The following is a 14,586-nucleotide window of genomic DNA, read 5'->3' on the forward strand; positions in this document are numbered from 1 at the left end:
CCTGAGTTTAAGAATAAAATTAAATGAGGGGCGCCCGTAGCTTAATTGGACAGAGCACAGGGTTGCGGACCCTGAGGTTGTGGGTTCGAGTCCCACCGGGCGCGAAAAAGACAGAGATAAAGAACAAGTAATGATAAAAGCTTGTATATTTGACCTTGATAATACCTTACTTGATTTTATGAGAATGAAAAGAGAGTCAGTAGAAATGGCAGTAGAGGCTATGATAGACGCCGGGCTAAAAATCAAAAAAGACCATGCAATTGAAAAAATCTTTAAACTTTATAGAGAAACACATATAGAAGATCAAAGAATCTTCGATAGATTTTTAGAAATTGAGCTTGGATATGTTGATTATAAAATACTTGCAGCAGGTATCGTAGCCTATAGGAGAGCAAAAACTGCAAATATGATACTCTATCCACACATAAAGTATGTTTTAACAGAACTTTTAAGAATGGGATTAAAACTTGGAGTTATCTCAGATGCACCAAGACTGCAAGCTTGGACAAGACTAGCAGAAGTAGGACTTCACACTATATTTGACGCTGTAATCACTTGGGACGATACAGGAGTAAGAAAACCAAATCCTGAACCATTTCTTGCTATACTAAAAAAATTAGATGTAGAACCTCACAACGCTTTAATGGTTGGTGATTGGGCAGAAAGAGATATATACGGTGCAAAGGAAGTAGGAATGATCACAGTATTTGCAAGATACGGAGATACTTTCGGTACAAAAAATTCAGGAGCTGACTTTGAAATTGATGATCCTCTTGAACTTATCGAAATTGTTAAGAAATTAAATGAAAATAAGGGAGCTTAAAACTGGAGTTGACCTAGTAGAAATTGAAAGAATAAAAAAGGCTTATGAGAAATTTGGTGAAAAATTTTTAAAAAGAATTTTCACTGAAAAGGAAATTGAATACGCCTTTAAAAATAAAAACCCCTTTATTCATCTAGCCGGGCGTTTTGCAGCTAAAGAAGCCGTGATGAAATCTATAGGAAGTGGCTTTGGGCAAGGAGTCTACTTTAAAAAAATTGAAGTTATAAGAGATAAAAGCGGTAAACCAGAAATAAAACTTCACGGAGACTTAAGAGAGAGATTTAAAAACAAAAAATTCTCAATATCAATAACCCACGATGGAAAATATGCACTTGCCTTTTGTATTATGTTAGACTGTGAAGAGTAAATACTGTACCAAATTATACGAAAAATTTGAAAACATTAAAAGTAAAATCAAAGTTGGTGCTACCTTTGAAGAAGTAAAAGAGGAGCTAAAGGAGCTTTATATAGAAGTCAAAGATGAAATTGACTCACTTATAGAACTTTTAGAAGAGATAAAAAGAGAAACTTTAAAATTAAAAAGAGATACTCAGGTACGGGACCCTTTGAAATTTGTTCAAAGACTTCAAATAACAGATGTAGATGTTACTACCTTTATAGAGAAAGGGTGGAATGAGATCGCAAAAGGTAATTACGATGAGGCTATTAAAATTCTTGAAAGTGTAAGAGAAAAGGCTCCTGATAATGTGAAAGTTTTAAACCTTCTTGGCTGGGCCTATGTTCAATCAGGAAGGTACGATGATGCTTTTCCTCTTTATATAAAAGTTCTCCAAATTGAGCCTATGAACACAATGGCTATGAAAGATATAGGTTATATATGTTATAAAAAGGGAATATATGGTGAGGCTATAGAACACTTAGTTAAAGTAATAAGAATTAATAATAATCCCACTGCCACTTTGTACGCTCTCTATTATTTGGGACTAATTTATCTTGATAGAGAAATGTATGACGATGCTATTTCATTTTTCCAAAAGGCACTTGAAAAAGGGCCAAACCTTGTTGAGGCTATATATCACTTAGGTATCACTTATGAAAAAAAGAAAGAGTATGAAAAAGCAAAGGAAAGTTATAGGAAAGTTATAGAGATAGCACCTGACTCAAAATGGGCCCAAAAGGCAATTGAAAGGCTTGAAAACGTTTGAAGAATTCTTTGGTCTTAAGAAATCGCCCTTTAAAAATACCGTAGACTTAGATTTTCTTTTCTGGTCTGAAAATATAAAGGAGGGCTATGCTAGAATTCTTTATCAAATTTTTGAATTAAGGGGCGGCCTTTCTTTAATTCTTGGTGAAATCGGATGCGGAAAAACTACTCTTTCTAAATTAATTGAAAAAGATCTAAGAGAAAAAGGGAAAAAAACTCTACTTCTTTCAGATCCTCTTATTTCACCAGCAGCCTTTTTAAACCTTTTAGCTAAAAACTTTTTAGAAATTGAAAGTTATAAAAAAAGTAAAATAGCCTTAAGAAATGATTTAGAAAAAAAGTTTAAGAGTGATCCCTTTAGATTCGTAGTACTGGTTGATGAGGCTCAACTTTTAAGTTCTAAAATGTTAGAGGAAATAAGGTTACTTTTAAATATGGAAGTACCAGAGGGAAAACTTTTACAAATAGTTCTTTTTGGACAACTGGAGCTTAAAAAGAAACTAAAAAAACACCCAGCAATTATGCAAAGGGTCGCAATTGCCTATACTTTAAATCCATTCTCTGAAATTGAAACAGAAAATTATATAAAACATAGATTAAAAGTGGCTGGAGGAGACGAAAATATATTCAATAAAGAAGCAATCAAAGAAATTTACCTAATCACAAAAGGTTATCCCAGGTTAATTAACAGCATCTGCTCTAATGCCCTATTTATTGCCTTTACAAGAAATAAAAAGATAGTTGATAAAGAAACTATTTTACTTATAAAGAAGGACTTTGACTTTCACCTTAAATAAAAATTTTAAATATTTTCAAGATTTAATATTTTTTCAATCCTTCTAAGTACTTCAAAGGGAGCTAAATCATCAGTAAATATCTTCAAATCCTCAAAATTTGAACTTAGAAAATCATCAAGTTTTGATGGAATTTTCTTTTTAAGTAATAAAAGAGCTCTTGTACTTGCATATAACTCTGAGAGAGTTATTACCTTAAACTTATCTAGAATATCTAATAGTTTTAAACAGGAATTCATAGTCATCGGAACATAATCTTCTTGATTCTGTGAAGTAGGTATTGAGTCTGAAAGATCAGGAAATGTTAGAGTTTTTATATAAGAAACTAAAGATGCAACAAGAACATGCAAGATCATAAGACCTGATTTTTTTCCTGGTTCAGCTGAAAGAAACTTCGGCATTTCAACCACTTCACTACCCATCAAATGATTAATTCTTCTTTCAGAAACATTTGATAAGACTGAAATGATTTTCTTTAGATTTTCAGCAGCAAAAGATAGTCTTATTCCTATGAAGTTTCCTCCTGAAATAACTTTTTCATCTAATATTAAAGGATTATCTGAGACAGACTCTATTTCATCCTCAATTATTTTTTTGCAAAATTCAAAAACTTCATCAGTTGAGCCTCTTATTTGTGGCATACATCTAAAAGAATAAGGATCTTGTACGAGTTTCTTTTTTCTTTCAAATCTATAATCCTTTAAGAATTCCCTATAGATTTTAGCAAACTTTTTCTCACTCTTTGAATTACGTAAAGTTATAAGACTTTCGTTAAAAATATCCGGATTACCATCTATTGCAACAAAAGAAAGAAGGAATGCTTTATCATAAAAAGATAAGATAGTTTCAAGGTACTTAGTAACATAAACTAAAAGAGCTAACGAAACCTGAGTTCCATTTATAAGAGCAAGTGCTTCTTTATATTCCATTTCAAGTGGTTTTGTATTAGTAGACTTAAGAACAACATAAGTCGGCAAAAGTCTATCATCGTGAAATACCATTCCCCCACCGATTAAAGCCATAGCTATGTGCGAAAGGGGAATTAAATCTCCACTTGCACCCACTGATCCAAAAGAGGGAACATAGGGAACAATGTCTTTATTCAAAAATTCCTCAAGTTTTAGCACTACTTCAGGTCTTACTCCTGAATATCCCCTTGACAACATATATAACCTTAAAAACATTGCCATCCTAACAATCTCTTTTTTAAGAGGGGCTCCGTAACCTGAAGTATGGGAGATAATTAAGTCCTTCTGGAAGTCTTTCAGTTCATCTAAACTCAATTTTTTATCAGCAAATCTGCCTACCCCTGTGTTTATCCCATAGTACATCTCATCTTTTTTTATTAAGTTTTCTAAAACCTCTCTATTTGCCTTTACCTTTTTTAAAACTTCTGACTCAACTTTTATCTTTTTTCCCTTTGCAATGTTCCAAAGCTCCTCAGTATCTAATTTATCAAGACCTACGTGAAAGTACCTCATAGCTTAAAAAAGGGATATCTGGGAACTCAAATTTTTATTATAGTTTTTATTACTTTCTTCATCAAAAACGATAATTTTGCCGTAAACACCATCATAACCCGGAATTCTTTTTACTTTACCTTCTCTCATGTTTTTTATTCCCTCTATTATTCTCGTATCTACATTTTTTGAAAGCTCATCTAAACTCACATTAAGTAAAATATTCATTTCGTTATCATATCTTTTTATGAGAGACTCCCAAATTCTTTCTGTTTCTTTAGAGTTTTCTCCTTTATTTATCGTCTGAGCAATTATCTCTTTCAGTGGAACAAGATTTTTGTAAGGAATATAATTTTCAGGCTTTTCTCCAAAATTTCTATCTTTTAACTTATAAACTCTAGATAAGACACCTATTGTAAGCTGTCGATTACACCTTGGACATATATTATTTAGCTTATTTGACTCCTCGGGATGCATAGAAATTCCACAGCTCCTATGCCCATCATAATGGTACTTCCCCTCTTCGGGAAAAAATTCGATTGTAAACAAAAACTTTTCTCTATCTTTTTTTTCTAAAACATTTTTCAACTCTTCATATGAGAGGTAAGTCTTAAAAACATTAGCTTCTCGTCCTATTCTATCTGGAGAGTGTGAATCTGAGTTTGAAACAAGAGAAAAATTGTCAAGTGATGAAAGCATCCAATTCATAGGTGGATCAGATGAAAGTCCTGTTTCAAGAGCCTGTATCTCTTTAACGTAACTTCCAAAGGCTTCTTCTAGAGAATCAAAACCAGAATTAGAACCAAAAAGGGAAAACCAAGGTGTCCAAATGTGAGCTGGTATAATCATAATATCCTTTGAAACTTCCCTAACTAACTCAATAAAATTGATAGTATCTAAAGAAAGAGTAGGTCTTCCATCTGCACTTAAGGACCCGAAAAGAGAAATTTTCTTTTCAAGTGTTTCAACAGTTAAAAAATCAGGAAAAGTTAAAACAATATGAATCCTTTTGATTTTATCGTTTCTTGTGAAAACAAGATTTACTTCTGTTGTTAAGATGAATAAGGTTCCATCTATTTCAAAATAACCGTCTCCCCTTTCTTTTAAGACTTTTTTAAGTTCTCTTTTATACTCAGGATGAAGTATATCACCGGTTCCAAGCAGGTTAACTCCCTTATATTTTGCGTACCTCGAGAGAAAAGTTGGATTCATATTAGGGCTTGTAGCTCTTGAATAGGAGGAATGTATGTGAATATCTGCTATAAAATAATTCATTTCAAAGCGACGTATTGAATTCTTGTAGTATAAGAATTAGGTAAACTATATTTCAAGTGTTCATATACGTTAACTTCCTCAAAACCAGCTTTTTTTAAAGTATCTACAACTTCATCAATGTGATAAGCTTTTTCAAAGTGAACTTCTCTAACGTATCTTTCTTTGCCGTTTTCTTTCCATTCTATTGTAATCACAAGTTTTGAAATTTTTTCTTCCTCTATCCATTCATTTTCCCATATTGAAATAAAGTTTTTATGAATTTTTATATCTTTCCTTGTATCCCATAATTCTTTGAGTGCAAAAATCGAGTTCATGTCAAATAAAAAAATTCCCCTACTTTTAAGATTTTGATAGGCACAGTAAAAAGACTTATAAAGATCATCTATGTTTAAAAGGTAATTCATACTATCAAAGAAACAAAAAATTGCATCAAACTTCCATTTGAAATGAAATTCTCTTATATCAGAGAGAACAAGAGAAATCTTTTTACTATTTAGTTTTTCTATTTTCCTTTTAGCTACTTTAAGCATTTCAATTGATTTATCAACACCGACAATTTTTTCACAATACTCAGAAAGATAAATTGTTGGAATTATTGTACCACAAGCAAGATCAAGAAATTTCTCTTTTTTAATATTAAAGATATTCAGAAAAGAAACAGCATAATCGACCCATTCCTTATAGGAAACATTACTCATTAACTCATCATAGAATTGGGCAATTTTAGTAAATGACTTTGAAAATTCAGACACTAAGGACTTTTTTGAAAGGATTTCCAGTATTCTTTTAAATCACTTCTTTTGAGTGTATCAATTAAATAATCTGCAAACTCTGAGGTTGTAGCCCCTGTGGATCTACCTGTAATAACAACTTTTCTCTCATATTGCCCACAAATATCTAAAGCCATATCAAGCAAATCACCTTTTTCAACATAGCCAATGTGTCTTAAAAGCATTGCTGAAGCCCTTATAATACTTGAAGGATCTGCAAATTTTGCTCTTCCCTCCTCTACCATTCTTGGAGCAGAACCATGTATTGCTTCAAACATTGCGTATCTTTTACCCACATTTGCACTACCTGCCGTCCCAACACCACCTTGAAATTCAGCAGCCTCATCTGTCAGTATGTCTCCATACAAATTAGGCATTACTAAAACTTGAAACTGTGTTCTTCTTTGCTTATCAATCAGTTTTGCTGACATAATGTCTACAAACCAATCGTCAGCTTCAATTTCAGGGTATTCCTTTGCAATTTCATAGAAAACTTTTAAGAACCTACCATCGGTTTTTTTAATCACATTGGCTTTTGTTACTGCGGTTACTCTCTTTTTGTTATTTTTTCTTGCATACTCAAAGGCAAGTCTTATGATCCTTTCACTTCCTGGTGTAGTTATTACTTTGAAATCAATTGAAAGATCTTCAGTAACATCAATACCTTCACTTCCTACGGCGTATAGATCTTCTGTGTTTTCTCTAAAAAAGATCCAATCGATTCCCTCTGACGGAACTCTTACAGGTCTTATATTAGCAAAAAGATCAAGTTCTTTTCTAAGTGCGACGTTTGCGCTTTCTATGTTAGGCCATGGATCGCCAGCTTTTGGTGTTGTGGTAGGTCCCTTTAAAAGCACATGGCATTTTTTTATTTCCTCAAGTACATCATCTGGAACTGCTTTACAGGCTTTTGCTCTATTTTCAATTGTTAATCCTTCTATTTTTCTAAACTCTACAATTTTGTTTTTCTCTTCTTCCTGCAATAAAAATTTTAATACTCTAAGGGCTTCATCTGTTATAAAAGGTCCAATTCCGTCTCCTCCTGCCACTCCTATTATGATTGGTCTTATTTTAGTGTAGTCAATCCAATCTTCTGCACTTTTAATTTTTTCAACTCTTTCTATTTGTTTTTTCAGGATTTCAGCAAACTTTTCCTGTGCTATCTTAATTTTATCTTCCATCTTACTTTTTTATTTTCTTTGATGGACTTGAACCTTAAAAAATATATCTTTACTAATAATAGGGTTAATCACAAAGTTTTTAAAAATTATTATATACTTTACGGAAAGATCTTTTGAAATGATATTCAGTCTAAAAGGTTTTTTGTTTTTATCTTCCATTAATACTTCAATAGTATCGTAAACTAGACTTGAATCTCTTCTTTCAAAAATATAAATTGAGGTATCGGCTTTAATTTTTCCTTCCTTTAGATTATAGAAATTTTCAAAATTAAGGAGGAAAAACTCTGGTAAATAAGGAGATGAGAAAATTTCTGACTCTTTTTTCTCTTCAAAATCGTATATGAAAACTCTATCTTTTCTTACGAATAAAATTTGTGAGTCAGGTTTTGTGATTGAAAATCTCAAGTAACCTTCTCTATTTGCCCACAAGGCTCCCTCAAACTCTCTTCTATCTTCATCTGAAATTAGAATTTCAGTAAATTCTGCATAAATTGTTTTAACATTATTAAGGTAATAATCGCTTATTTTTTGCCAACTTGAAAAAAATAAAATTAAGTGTAAGACTTTTATCATCTAGATAGTCTATTTTTAACTAAAATTGCAACTTCAGAGGGTAAAGTTGCGACTGAAACATTAGCTTCCTCTAAGGCCTTTATTTTACTTTCAGCTGTTCCTTTTCCCCCTTCTATTATAGCTCCGGCGTGTCCCATTCTTTTCTCAGGTGGAGCTGTTCTGCCTGCTATAAAGGCTACAACAGGCTTTCTTACATTATGCTTTATGTACTCAGCCGCGTCTTCTTCGTCTGTCCCGCCTATTTCGCCAATTAAGACAATGCACTCTGTTTCATCATCTTTCTCGAACATCTCTAGTAAATCTATAAACCTTGTTCCAATAATGGGGTCACCACCGATTCCAACAGCTGTGGATTGTCCCAAGTTATTATTAGACAAATGATATACTACTTCATATGTTAAAGTGCCGCTTCGTGAGATAACTCCAACTGGTCCTTTTTTGAAAATATGGCCAGGCATAATTCCAACCTTTGCAATAGAGGGTGCTATTATGCCAGGGCAGTTTGGTCCTATTATTCTTACATCTTTCCCTTTGATATAATCTAATATTTCAGCGGTATCCTGAGCTGGGATTCCCTCAGTGATTGTGACTATAAGTTTAATACCTGCGTCAATAGCCTCGTACATTGCGTCTTTTGCAAAGGGGGCAGGGACAAAGATTATAGAGGTATTTGGGCCTTCTTTTTCTACAGCTTCAAGCACACTGTTAAATACCGGAATATCGCCCACCTTCTGTCCGCCTTTACCTGGAGTAACTCCAGCAACAACCTTTGTTCCGTACTCTTTCATTTTGACTGCGTGGAAAGAACCATCCCTTCCTGTAATTCCTTGAACTAAAACTCTTGTGTCATAGGATAGTAATATTGCCATTTTTATACTCCTCCCTTAAAGATTTTTTAATTATAAGATTTATGCGCATTTAAAGAAAATTTAATTCAGAAGTATAATATGTTATGAAAAAGATAATTACACCTTTGCCCTTTTTGATCTACTATTGCATAGCACCTTTAAATTATGACAAAGTAGCAATTAATAAGGGTGTTAACTATTATCTTGGTGTAGAAGGATTCTATGCCAAAGGCAAATACACTGTGCCAGCTTGTAATGGTTCTCCATATATGGATTTCCAAGGTTATGGAGCCATAGGTACCGGGGGAGTTTACTATGGATTTTCTAAGAGAGTTGCTATAGGAGTCGAAGTTTCAGGAGGAGCTATATTACCTACTGTAGAAGAATGCAATATTACTTTCTTTCCCTTAGGTTATGCATTCTTAAAATTTTCCCATTCCTTTTCTGATAACATATTAGCATTAAAAATTGGTGCCTGTTATCCTAACTATTTTAAAGCCGGATTTCTTTCAAGTTTACCTAATTCTGAAAAATTTTGTTTTTCTTATTTCTGGGCTTTCCCATATCTACACTCATTTGATATAAACATATTAATAGCAAAAAATTTTGTTCTAGCAACTGGTCTTTCCTGTTTCGGAGCAGGTAAGATGTTCTTAGCCACCTTTAAATTGGGTTTATCATTTAGAAAATAAGGAACAAGATTTCATCAGTAGGTCCCTTCAAAGGCAGAATAGTAAAAATAGTTGATAAACGGACATGACAGTTTGAACCTCTAATTATTATATCTTTCACTTTGACATATTCTAGCATTTCAACCATATCTTGAGCTGGTATTCCCTTAGTGATCTTAAGTATAAGTTTAATACCTGCATCTATAGCCTCATACATTGCATCCTTTGTAAAGGGCACAGGAATGAAAATTATTGAATATTCGGTCCTTTTGACTATGCGAGAAGAACTATCTCTTTTAGATTAAACTTATAATTTGCATTGATATAAAATTGAAATTCGACAAATTTTAGAAACATAAAGTATAATATAATCATGAAAAAGCTAATTATATCTCTACCTTTTCTGATTTACTATTGTATAGCACCCTTAAATCATGATAAAGCAGCAATTAATAAGGGTGCTAATTATTATCTTGGTGCAGAAGGGGTCTACGCCCAGGGCAAATATACTGAAGCAGGTTGTGGTTATACAGCTATTAGGGATTTCGAATATTATGGATTAACAGCAACTGGAGGAGCTTACTATGGATTTTCTAAAAATATTGCCATAGGAGCTGAGGCCTCCTTAGCAAGTGGATTATTTATTTCTGAAGGCGAGAGGGCTATAGCTTCACTCTATAATTCAAGTTATGCATTTTTAAAATTTGCCTTTCTATTTCCTTTTGGCATATTAGCATTTAAACCTGGAGTAAGTTTTCCTCAAATTTTTAAAATAGGAGTCCTTCTTGGAATACCTAATCCTGAAAAATTTACTCTTTCCTATTTCTGGGCTTACCCACAGTTTAATACACTTAGTATAAACATATTGGTAAGAGAGAATCTTGCTCTATCCACTGGTTTTTCCAGCATCAGATTCAATGGGGAGGACCATTCAACGAATTTTCACTTGGGGATCACATTTATTAGAAAATAGAAAGACCCTTTTTATTTTTTCACAGACCCCTCTTGATCGCGACTCCGTAAGTTTAACATCTACAGATTAGTAGTTTCGTCACTGTGTCTTTAATAAAGGGAGCAGAGACAAAAATTATCAAAGTGCCTTCAAACTCTCTTTTTCCCAGCCTCGAACGCACTGCTAGATACCAGAGTTATCACCAATAGATTTGTACCAGTACAGATTTGAAATTCAACAAATTTTAAAAGGTATAATATATCATGAGGAAGATAATTGTATCCCTACCCTTTTTGGCCTACTATTGTGTAGCGCCCCTGAATTACGATAAGGCAGCGACCAACAAGGGTGCTAACTTTTATTTTGGTGCAGAGGGATTTTATGCTAAGGGTACATATACTGAATCATCAAACTGTCAAACTACTATTAAAGATTTTAAGTACTATGGAGGTATAGTTACGGGAGGAGCTTACTACGGATTTTCCAAAAACGTTGCCATAGGAGCTGAAGCTTCCCTGGGAGCTGGGCTATATCTTGAAGACAGTAAAGGTAAGTTTCTTCCCTTTAATGTGGGCTATTCTTTCTTAAAACTTTCATTTCCGTTTTCTGATGGCATACTAGCATTTAAAGCTGGTCCAAGTTTTCCAAGCCTTGTTAAAATCGGAGTTATCGTAGGCGTGCCTAATCCCGAAAAGTCGAGCTTTTCCTATTTTTGGGCCTACCCACTTTTTAACACATTTAGTATAAGTATGCAAATAAAGGAAAATTTATTTTTACTAATCGGCTTTTCACAGAACAAATACGGAGAAGAATATGACCGCTCAACAAATTTTAACATAGGAATTTCTGTTAGAAGATGAAAAAGATAAAGATTTAAAAATGCGAGAGCCTATACTCTACTCAATAGAGTTCTCTCTTATTGAAATCATGAGTAACAGATACTTACCAAATTTCACCGAATCAAAATCTGACCTTTACTCAGTAGGAAAAAATTGAAATCTTAGATGATATATCTTTTACTTTTTTCGCAGGTATTAACTTCTTCATTCTTAGAAAATAGGGGAACGAGGTTTCATTTAGGTATAGACATCTCAACAGATAGAAAGGTGGGTATTCCTATAGTAAGCCCCTTCAAGGGTAAGATAGTAAAAGTAGTGGATAAATGGAGGGGATACGGAAAGGCTCTCTACATAGAAAATAGCGAAAATTTCATTTATGTGTACGTCCATCTGAACGGATTTAAAAGAGATATCGAAGAGTATATTTACTACGAGAAGAAAAAAATTAAAAAAAACGAAATAGAGATAAATACGAATATAGAATTAAATGAAAATGATACTATAGGGTACTCGGGAAACACCTCTACGGCAATTCCTCATATACACCTTGAAGTAAGAAGAAAGCTTAACAAAGCTTTAAACCCCCTATTTTTCCATGAAGTAGTAGACACTGTAAAACCTGTCATAGAAAAAATAAAAATTTATCCACTCGGAAAAACTTTAGTTTATTCTAGCTTTTTACCGGTTGAGCTAAAGAGACCTTTCCCAGAAACACTAAAGATTACCTCTGACTTTTTCTTATGGATATCTGCCTTTGATCTTCAGAAAAGAAACTCAGATAAAATGAGTATCTATTCTTTAAAAGTCTTTTGGGGAGACTCACTAATCTGCGAATTAAAATACGACAGTATAGATATTGATAAAAATTTTCTTGCAAGAGCCCTTTATACAGAAACAGGAGGTCCTCTATCAGAAAGTTTTATCCATCCTATTTTATCAGATGAGGCATTTTGGAAAGGAAACACTTTTATAAATTTAGAAACTGATAATATAAAACCCCTTAGAATATTTGTATACGATTTTAAGAGCAATAGTGACTCCGTAAGAATATTTATTAAAAAAGAAATTGATAAAAATAAAAAAATCAAAAGAAAAAAGGGAATTTATTTTGTTTTTGATGGTATGGTAATAGTCGATTCAGTGGAAAGAAAGATTTTTTTGGAACCAGGACAATCAGGTAAAATTTTTGATTATATTTACGTATTCCCCTTACCTGAAAAAAACTATCATGTAAAACTAGAAAAATTTGAGTTAACATTACCACAAAATTTTCAATTCTTTCCTTATCCCATATTTTTAAAAGAAAAAGAAGAGACCCTCCTTGTCTACTCTGCCGAAGTTCTCTTTAAAAATCCCATAAAAGTAAAGGTTAAAAATAAAAAAGATAAAGAAATAATTTTAAGATCACGAGGATATAGAACCTCCCCTAAATTTTTAACTTCGGATTCAATCTTCGAAATTTACTCATGGGGCAAATATTTCATAGCAGTTGACACAGTTAAACCTGTAATTGTAGGCAAAAAGAATTTATACGTTAATCCCTCTAAACTTGAAATTAAATTCATAGTTAAAGATAATTTTTCATTAAAAGATATTGAATTTTACATCGACGAGGAGTGGGAACCCGTTAGCTATAACTCATCAACCAAAGTGGCAAAAATCAGAGTCTATAGAAAAATCGAAAAAAAAGAAAGTAACTTTAAACTAATAGCTAAAGACTTCTCGGGAAATATAAATGAAATAACAGGTAAACTAATCTACATAAAAAAATAATCTACATAAAAAACAATTTGAATAAACGCATAAAAGAAACTTATAATAAACTTCCGTTATAAGGCCTCACCGAAAATGGGAAAAAAGAAATCTCACATCTCTGTCGCAGAGCTTTTAAAACCAGAAGTAAGGGAATTAATAAAGAAAAAAAATTATAAAGAATTAAAAACAGCAATAGTTAACTTTGAACCCGCAGATATAGCTGAATTGCTCCAAGAGCTAAACAAAGAAGAGGCAATTTCAATCTTTTTAATGTTACCAAAAGATTTAAAAACCGAGGTATTCTCAGAACTTACAAGTAGTTTTCAAGAAGAAATTATAAAGGGCCTTAAAGAAGAAGAAATAAAAGTTATACTTTCAGAGCTCTCACCAGACGACAGAACCTCACTTTTTGAAGAACTTTCTCCCTCTTTAACAAGAAAACTATTAAATTTACTTACACCTGAAGAAAGAAAAGAAGCCCTAACCCTTTTAGGTTATCCCAGGGGAAGCGTAGGAAGACTTATGACCCCAGATTATGTAGCCTTGAAAAAGGATCTTACAATCAAAAAAGCGATTGAACATATAAGAAAAAACGGTATAGACGCAGAAACAATTAACATGATATATGTGGTTGATGAAGATTGGCGACTACTCGATGATATTCCCCTAAGAAAAATCATACTTGCTGATCCAAACGATAAAATAGAATCTCTCATGGACTTTAACTTCATCTCAATAACTCCCTATGAGGATCAAGAAAAAGCAGCACACATCATGAGAAAGTATAACTTGATATCTTTACCAGTAGTTGATAGTGAGAATCACCTCTTAGGAATAGTTACTGTGGATGATATAATGGACGTAATGGAAGAGGAGCAAACTGAGGATATAGCAAAAATCTCTGCTATACATCCAGAAACTATTGGTCTTGAGTTAATGACAAAAATTAAGGAAATTCCGATAAAAAAATTGTATAGAAGTAGAATCGGTTGGCTCCTATTTTTACTTTTTATAAACCTTATAACAGGTGGAATAATTCAAAGATTCGAGGATACCATCGCAAAATACATTGTGCTTGTTACGTTCTTACCTGTCCTTATTGATACTGCTGGAAACGCTGGATCTCAATCTGCAACACTTGTAATAAGAGCCATGGCACTAAAAACTGTTGAATTTAAAGATTTCTTCTACTTGATCCTTAAGGAAATTCTAATTTCATCTGCTTTAGGATTAACACTAGGCTTAGGAATATCTTTAATTGGTCTTTTTAGGAGTCAATCTTTAATCATAACCTTATGTATTGGTGCTTCTATGATTATAAATGTGCTAGTTGGAAGTTTAGTTGGTTTATCATTACCTTTTATACTCACAAAACTAAGAAAGGATCCGGCTTCGGCTAGTGCACCACTTGTTACAACAATTGCTGATATTTTAGGGACTCTCTCGTATCTCCTTTTAGCATCAATTTTACTAAAGTAAT

The 14,586-nt window shown here is 32.9% G+C and carries 16 protein-coding genes and 1 tRNA gene; 10 read left to right on the forward strand and 7 right to left on the reverse strand.

The features are described from left to right. The first annotated feature begins 30 nt into the window (after positions 1 to 30). The 5 genes from ABDH49_01400 to ABDH49_01420 all read left to right on the forward strand — a co-directional run bounded on the left by ABDH49_01400 (position 31) and on the right by ABDH49_01420 (position 2,785). A tRNA-Arg gene (locus tag ABDH49_01400) sits at positions 31 to 104 on the forward strand. Between the two features lie 26 nt (positions 105 to 130). Continuing rightward, positions 131 to 823, forward strand: a complete 693-nt coding sequence (locus ABDH49_01405) for a TIGR02253 family HAD-type hydrolase (protein ID MEN3045633.1) — start codon at positions 131 to 133, stop codon at positions 821 to 823. Next, a complete protein-coding gene (gene acpS, locus ABDH49_01410) occupies positions 804 to 1,190 on the forward strand; it encodes a holo-ACP synthase (GenBank protein ID MEN3045634.1) in 387 nt (128 codons plus the stop codon). The genes ABDH49_01405 and acpS overlap by 20 nt, the downstream gene beginning before the upstream one ends. Beyond that, on the forward strand, positions 1,180 to 1,989 hold the full coding sequence (locus ABDH49_01415) for a tetratricopeptide repeat protein (protein MEN3045635.1): 810 nt from the start codon (positions 1,180 to 1,182) through the stop codon (positions 1,987 to 1,989). The genes acpS and ABDH49_01415 overlap by 11 nt, the downstream gene beginning before the upstream one ends. Further along, positions 1,976 to 2,785: an AAA family ATPase gene (locus ABDH49_01420; protein ID MEN3045636.1), complete on the forward strand. Its 810-nt coding sequence runs from the start codon at positions 1,976 to 1,978 to the stop codon at positions 2,783 to 2,785. The genes ABDH49_01415 and ABDH49_01420 overlap by 14 nt, the downstream gene beginning before the upstream one ends. 5 nt (positions 2,786 to 2,790) lie before the next feature. Here ABDH49_01420 and ABDH49_01425 read toward each other — a convergent pair whose 3' ends face one another. The 6 genes from ABDH49_01425 to sucD are packed head-to-tail and all read right to left on the reverse strand — an operon-like array spanning position 2,791 to position 8,910. Beyond that, positions 2,791 to 4,263 carry an aromatic amino acid ammonia-lyase gene (locus ABDH49_01425; protein ID MEN3045637.1) on the reverse strand — a complete coding sequence of 491 codons (1,473 nt, stop codon included), beginning with the start codon at positions 4,261 to 4,263 and terminating at the stop codon, positions 2,791 to 2,793. 3 nt (positions 4,264 to 4,266) lie between these two features. Beyond that, positions 4,267 to 5,517, reverse strand: coding sequence for an endonuclease Q family protein (locus tag ABDH49_01430; protein MEN3045638.1), 1,251 nt, complete (start codon positions 5,515 to 5,517; stop codon positions 4,267 to 4,269). Next, entirely contained in the window at positions 5,514 to 6,269 is a 756-nt protein-coding gene (locus tag ABDH49_01435; protein MEN3045639.1) for a class I SAM-dependent methyltransferase, read from the reverse strand. The genes ABDH49_01430 and ABDH49_01435 overlap by 4 nt, the downstream gene beginning before the upstream one ends. Continuing rightward, positions 6,269 to 7,468: an isocitrate/isopropylmalate family dehydrogenase gene (locus ABDH49_01440; GenBank protein ID MEN3045640.1), complete on the reverse strand. Its 1,200-nt coding sequence runs from the start codon at positions 7,466 to 7,468 to the stop codon at positions 6,269 to 6,271. The genes ABDH49_01435 and ABDH49_01440 overlap by 1 nt, the downstream gene beginning before the upstream one ends. A gap of 9 nt (positions 7,469 to 7,477) precedes the next feature. Then, positions 7,478 to 8,041: an outer-membrane lipoprotein carrier protein LolA gene (locus ABDH49_01445; protein ID MEN3045641.1), complete on the reverse strand. Its 564-nt coding sequence runs from the start codon at positions 8,039 to 8,041 to the stop codon at positions 7,478 to 7,480. Next, positions 8,038 to 8,910: a succinate--CoA ligase subunit alpha gene (gene sucD / locus ABDH49_01450; protein MEN3045642.1), complete on the reverse strand. Its 873-nt coding sequence runs from the start codon at positions 8,908 to 8,910 to the stop codon at positions 8,038 to 8,040. The genes ABDH49_01445 and sucD overlap by 4 nt, the downstream gene beginning before the upstream one ends. 83 nt (positions 8,911 to 8,993) lie before the next feature. Between sucD and ABDH49_01455 the strand changes: the two genes are divergently transcribed. Further along, a complete protein-coding gene (locus ABDH49_01455) occupies positions 8,994 to 9,581 on the forward strand; it encodes a hypothetical protein (protein MEN3045643.1) in 588 nt (195 codons plus the stop codon). On the opposite strand, the gene ABDH49_01460 is transcribed toward ABDH49_01455, so the two are convergent. Then, complete coding sequence (locus ABDH49_01460; GenBank protein ID MEN3045644.1) at positions 9,571 to 9,837, reverse strand: hypothetical protein; 267 nt, start codon at positions 9,835 to 9,837, stop codon at positions 9,571 to 9,573. The genes ABDH49_01455 and ABDH49_01460 overlap by 11 nt on opposite strands. 96 nt (positions 9,838 to 9,933) lie before the next feature. Here ABDH49_01460 and ABDH49_01465 point away from each other — a divergent pair, with 96 nt between their 5' ends. The 4 genes from ABDH49_01465 to mgtE all read left to right on the forward strand — a co-directional run bounded on the left by ABDH49_01465 (position 9,934) and on the right by mgtE (position 14,585). Continuing rightward, complete coding sequence (locus ABDH49_01465) at positions 9,934 to 10,533, forward strand: hypothetical protein (protein MEN3045645.1); 600 nt, start codon at positions 9,934 to 9,936, stop codon at positions 10,531 to 10,533. Between the two features lie 242 nt (positions 10,534 to 10,775). After that, positions 10,776 to 11,372 (forward strand): hypothetical protein, encoded by a 597-nt coding sequence (locus ABDH49_01470; GenBank protein MEN3045646.1) that lies wholly within the window; start codon positions 10,776 to 10,778, stop codon positions 11,370 to 11,372. 144 nt (positions 11,373 to 11,516) lie between these two features. Further along, on the forward strand, positions 11,517 to 13,124 hold the full coding sequence (locus tag ABDH49_01475; protein ID MEN3045647.1) for a M23 family metallopeptidase: 1,608 nt from the start codon (positions 11,517 to 11,519) through the stop codon (positions 13,122 to 13,124). A gap of 75 nt (positions 13,125 to 13,199) precedes the next feature. Then, on the forward strand, positions 13,200 to 14,585 hold the full coding sequence (gene mgtE / locus ABDH49_01480) for a magnesium transporter (protein ID MEN3045648.1): 1,386 nt from the start codon (positions 13,200 to 13,202) through the stop codon (positions 14,583 to 14,585). Position 14,586: the final 1 nt, after the last annotated feature.

The sequence above is a fragment of the Candidatus Hydrothermales bacterium genome (assembly GCA_039630235.1).
Classification (GTDB): domain Bacteria; phylum Hydrothermota; class Hydrothermia; order Hydrothermales; family JAJRUZ01; genus JBCNVI01.

Coding starts and splice junctions, on each gene's coding strand:
- mgtE (MEN3045648.1), top strand. CDS start 13,200: ATGGGAAAAAAGAAATCTCACATCTCTGTCGCAGAGCTTTTAAAACCA.
- ABDH49_01425 (MEN3045637.1), bottom strand. CDS start 4,263: ATGAGGTACTTTCACGTAGGTCTTGATAAATTAGATACTGAGGAGCTT.
- sucD (MEN3045642.1), bottom strand. CDS start 8,910: ATGGCAATATTACTATCCTATGACACAAGAGTTTTAGTTCAAGGAATT.
- ABDH49_01475 (MEN3045647.1), top strand. CDS start 11,517: ATGATATATCTTTTACTTTTTTCGCAGGTATTAACTTCTTCATTCTTA.
- ABDH49_01465 (MEN3045645.1), top strand. CDS start 9,934: ATGAAAAAGCTAATTATATCTCTACCTTTTCTGATTTACTATTGTATA.
- ABDH49_01455 (MEN3045643.1), top strand. CDS start 8,994: ATGAAAAAGATAATTACACCTTTGCCCTTTTTGATCTACTATTGCATA.
- ABDH49_01430 (MEN3045638.1), bottom strand. CDS start 5,517: ATGAATTATTTTATAGCAGATATTCACATACATTCCTCCTATTCAAGA.
- acpS (MEN3045634.1), top strand. CDS start 804: ATGAAAATAAGGGAGCTTAAAACTGGAGTTGACCTAGTAGAAATTGAA.
- ABDH49_01440 (MEN3045640.1), bottom strand. CDS start 7,468: ATGGAAGATAAAATTAAGATAGCACAGGAAAAGTTTGCTGAAATCCTG.
- ABDH49_01445 (MEN3045641.1), bottom strand. CDS start 8,041: ATGATAAAAGTCTTACACTTAATTTTATTTTTTTCAAGTTGGCAAAAA.
- ABDH49_01405 (MEN3045633.1), top strand. CDS start 131: ATGATAAAAGCTTGTATATTTGACCTTGATAATACCTTACTTGATTTT.
- ABDH49_01470 (MEN3045646.1), top strand. CDS start 10,776: ATGAGGAAGATAATTGTATCCCTACCCTTTTTGGCCTACTATTGTGTA.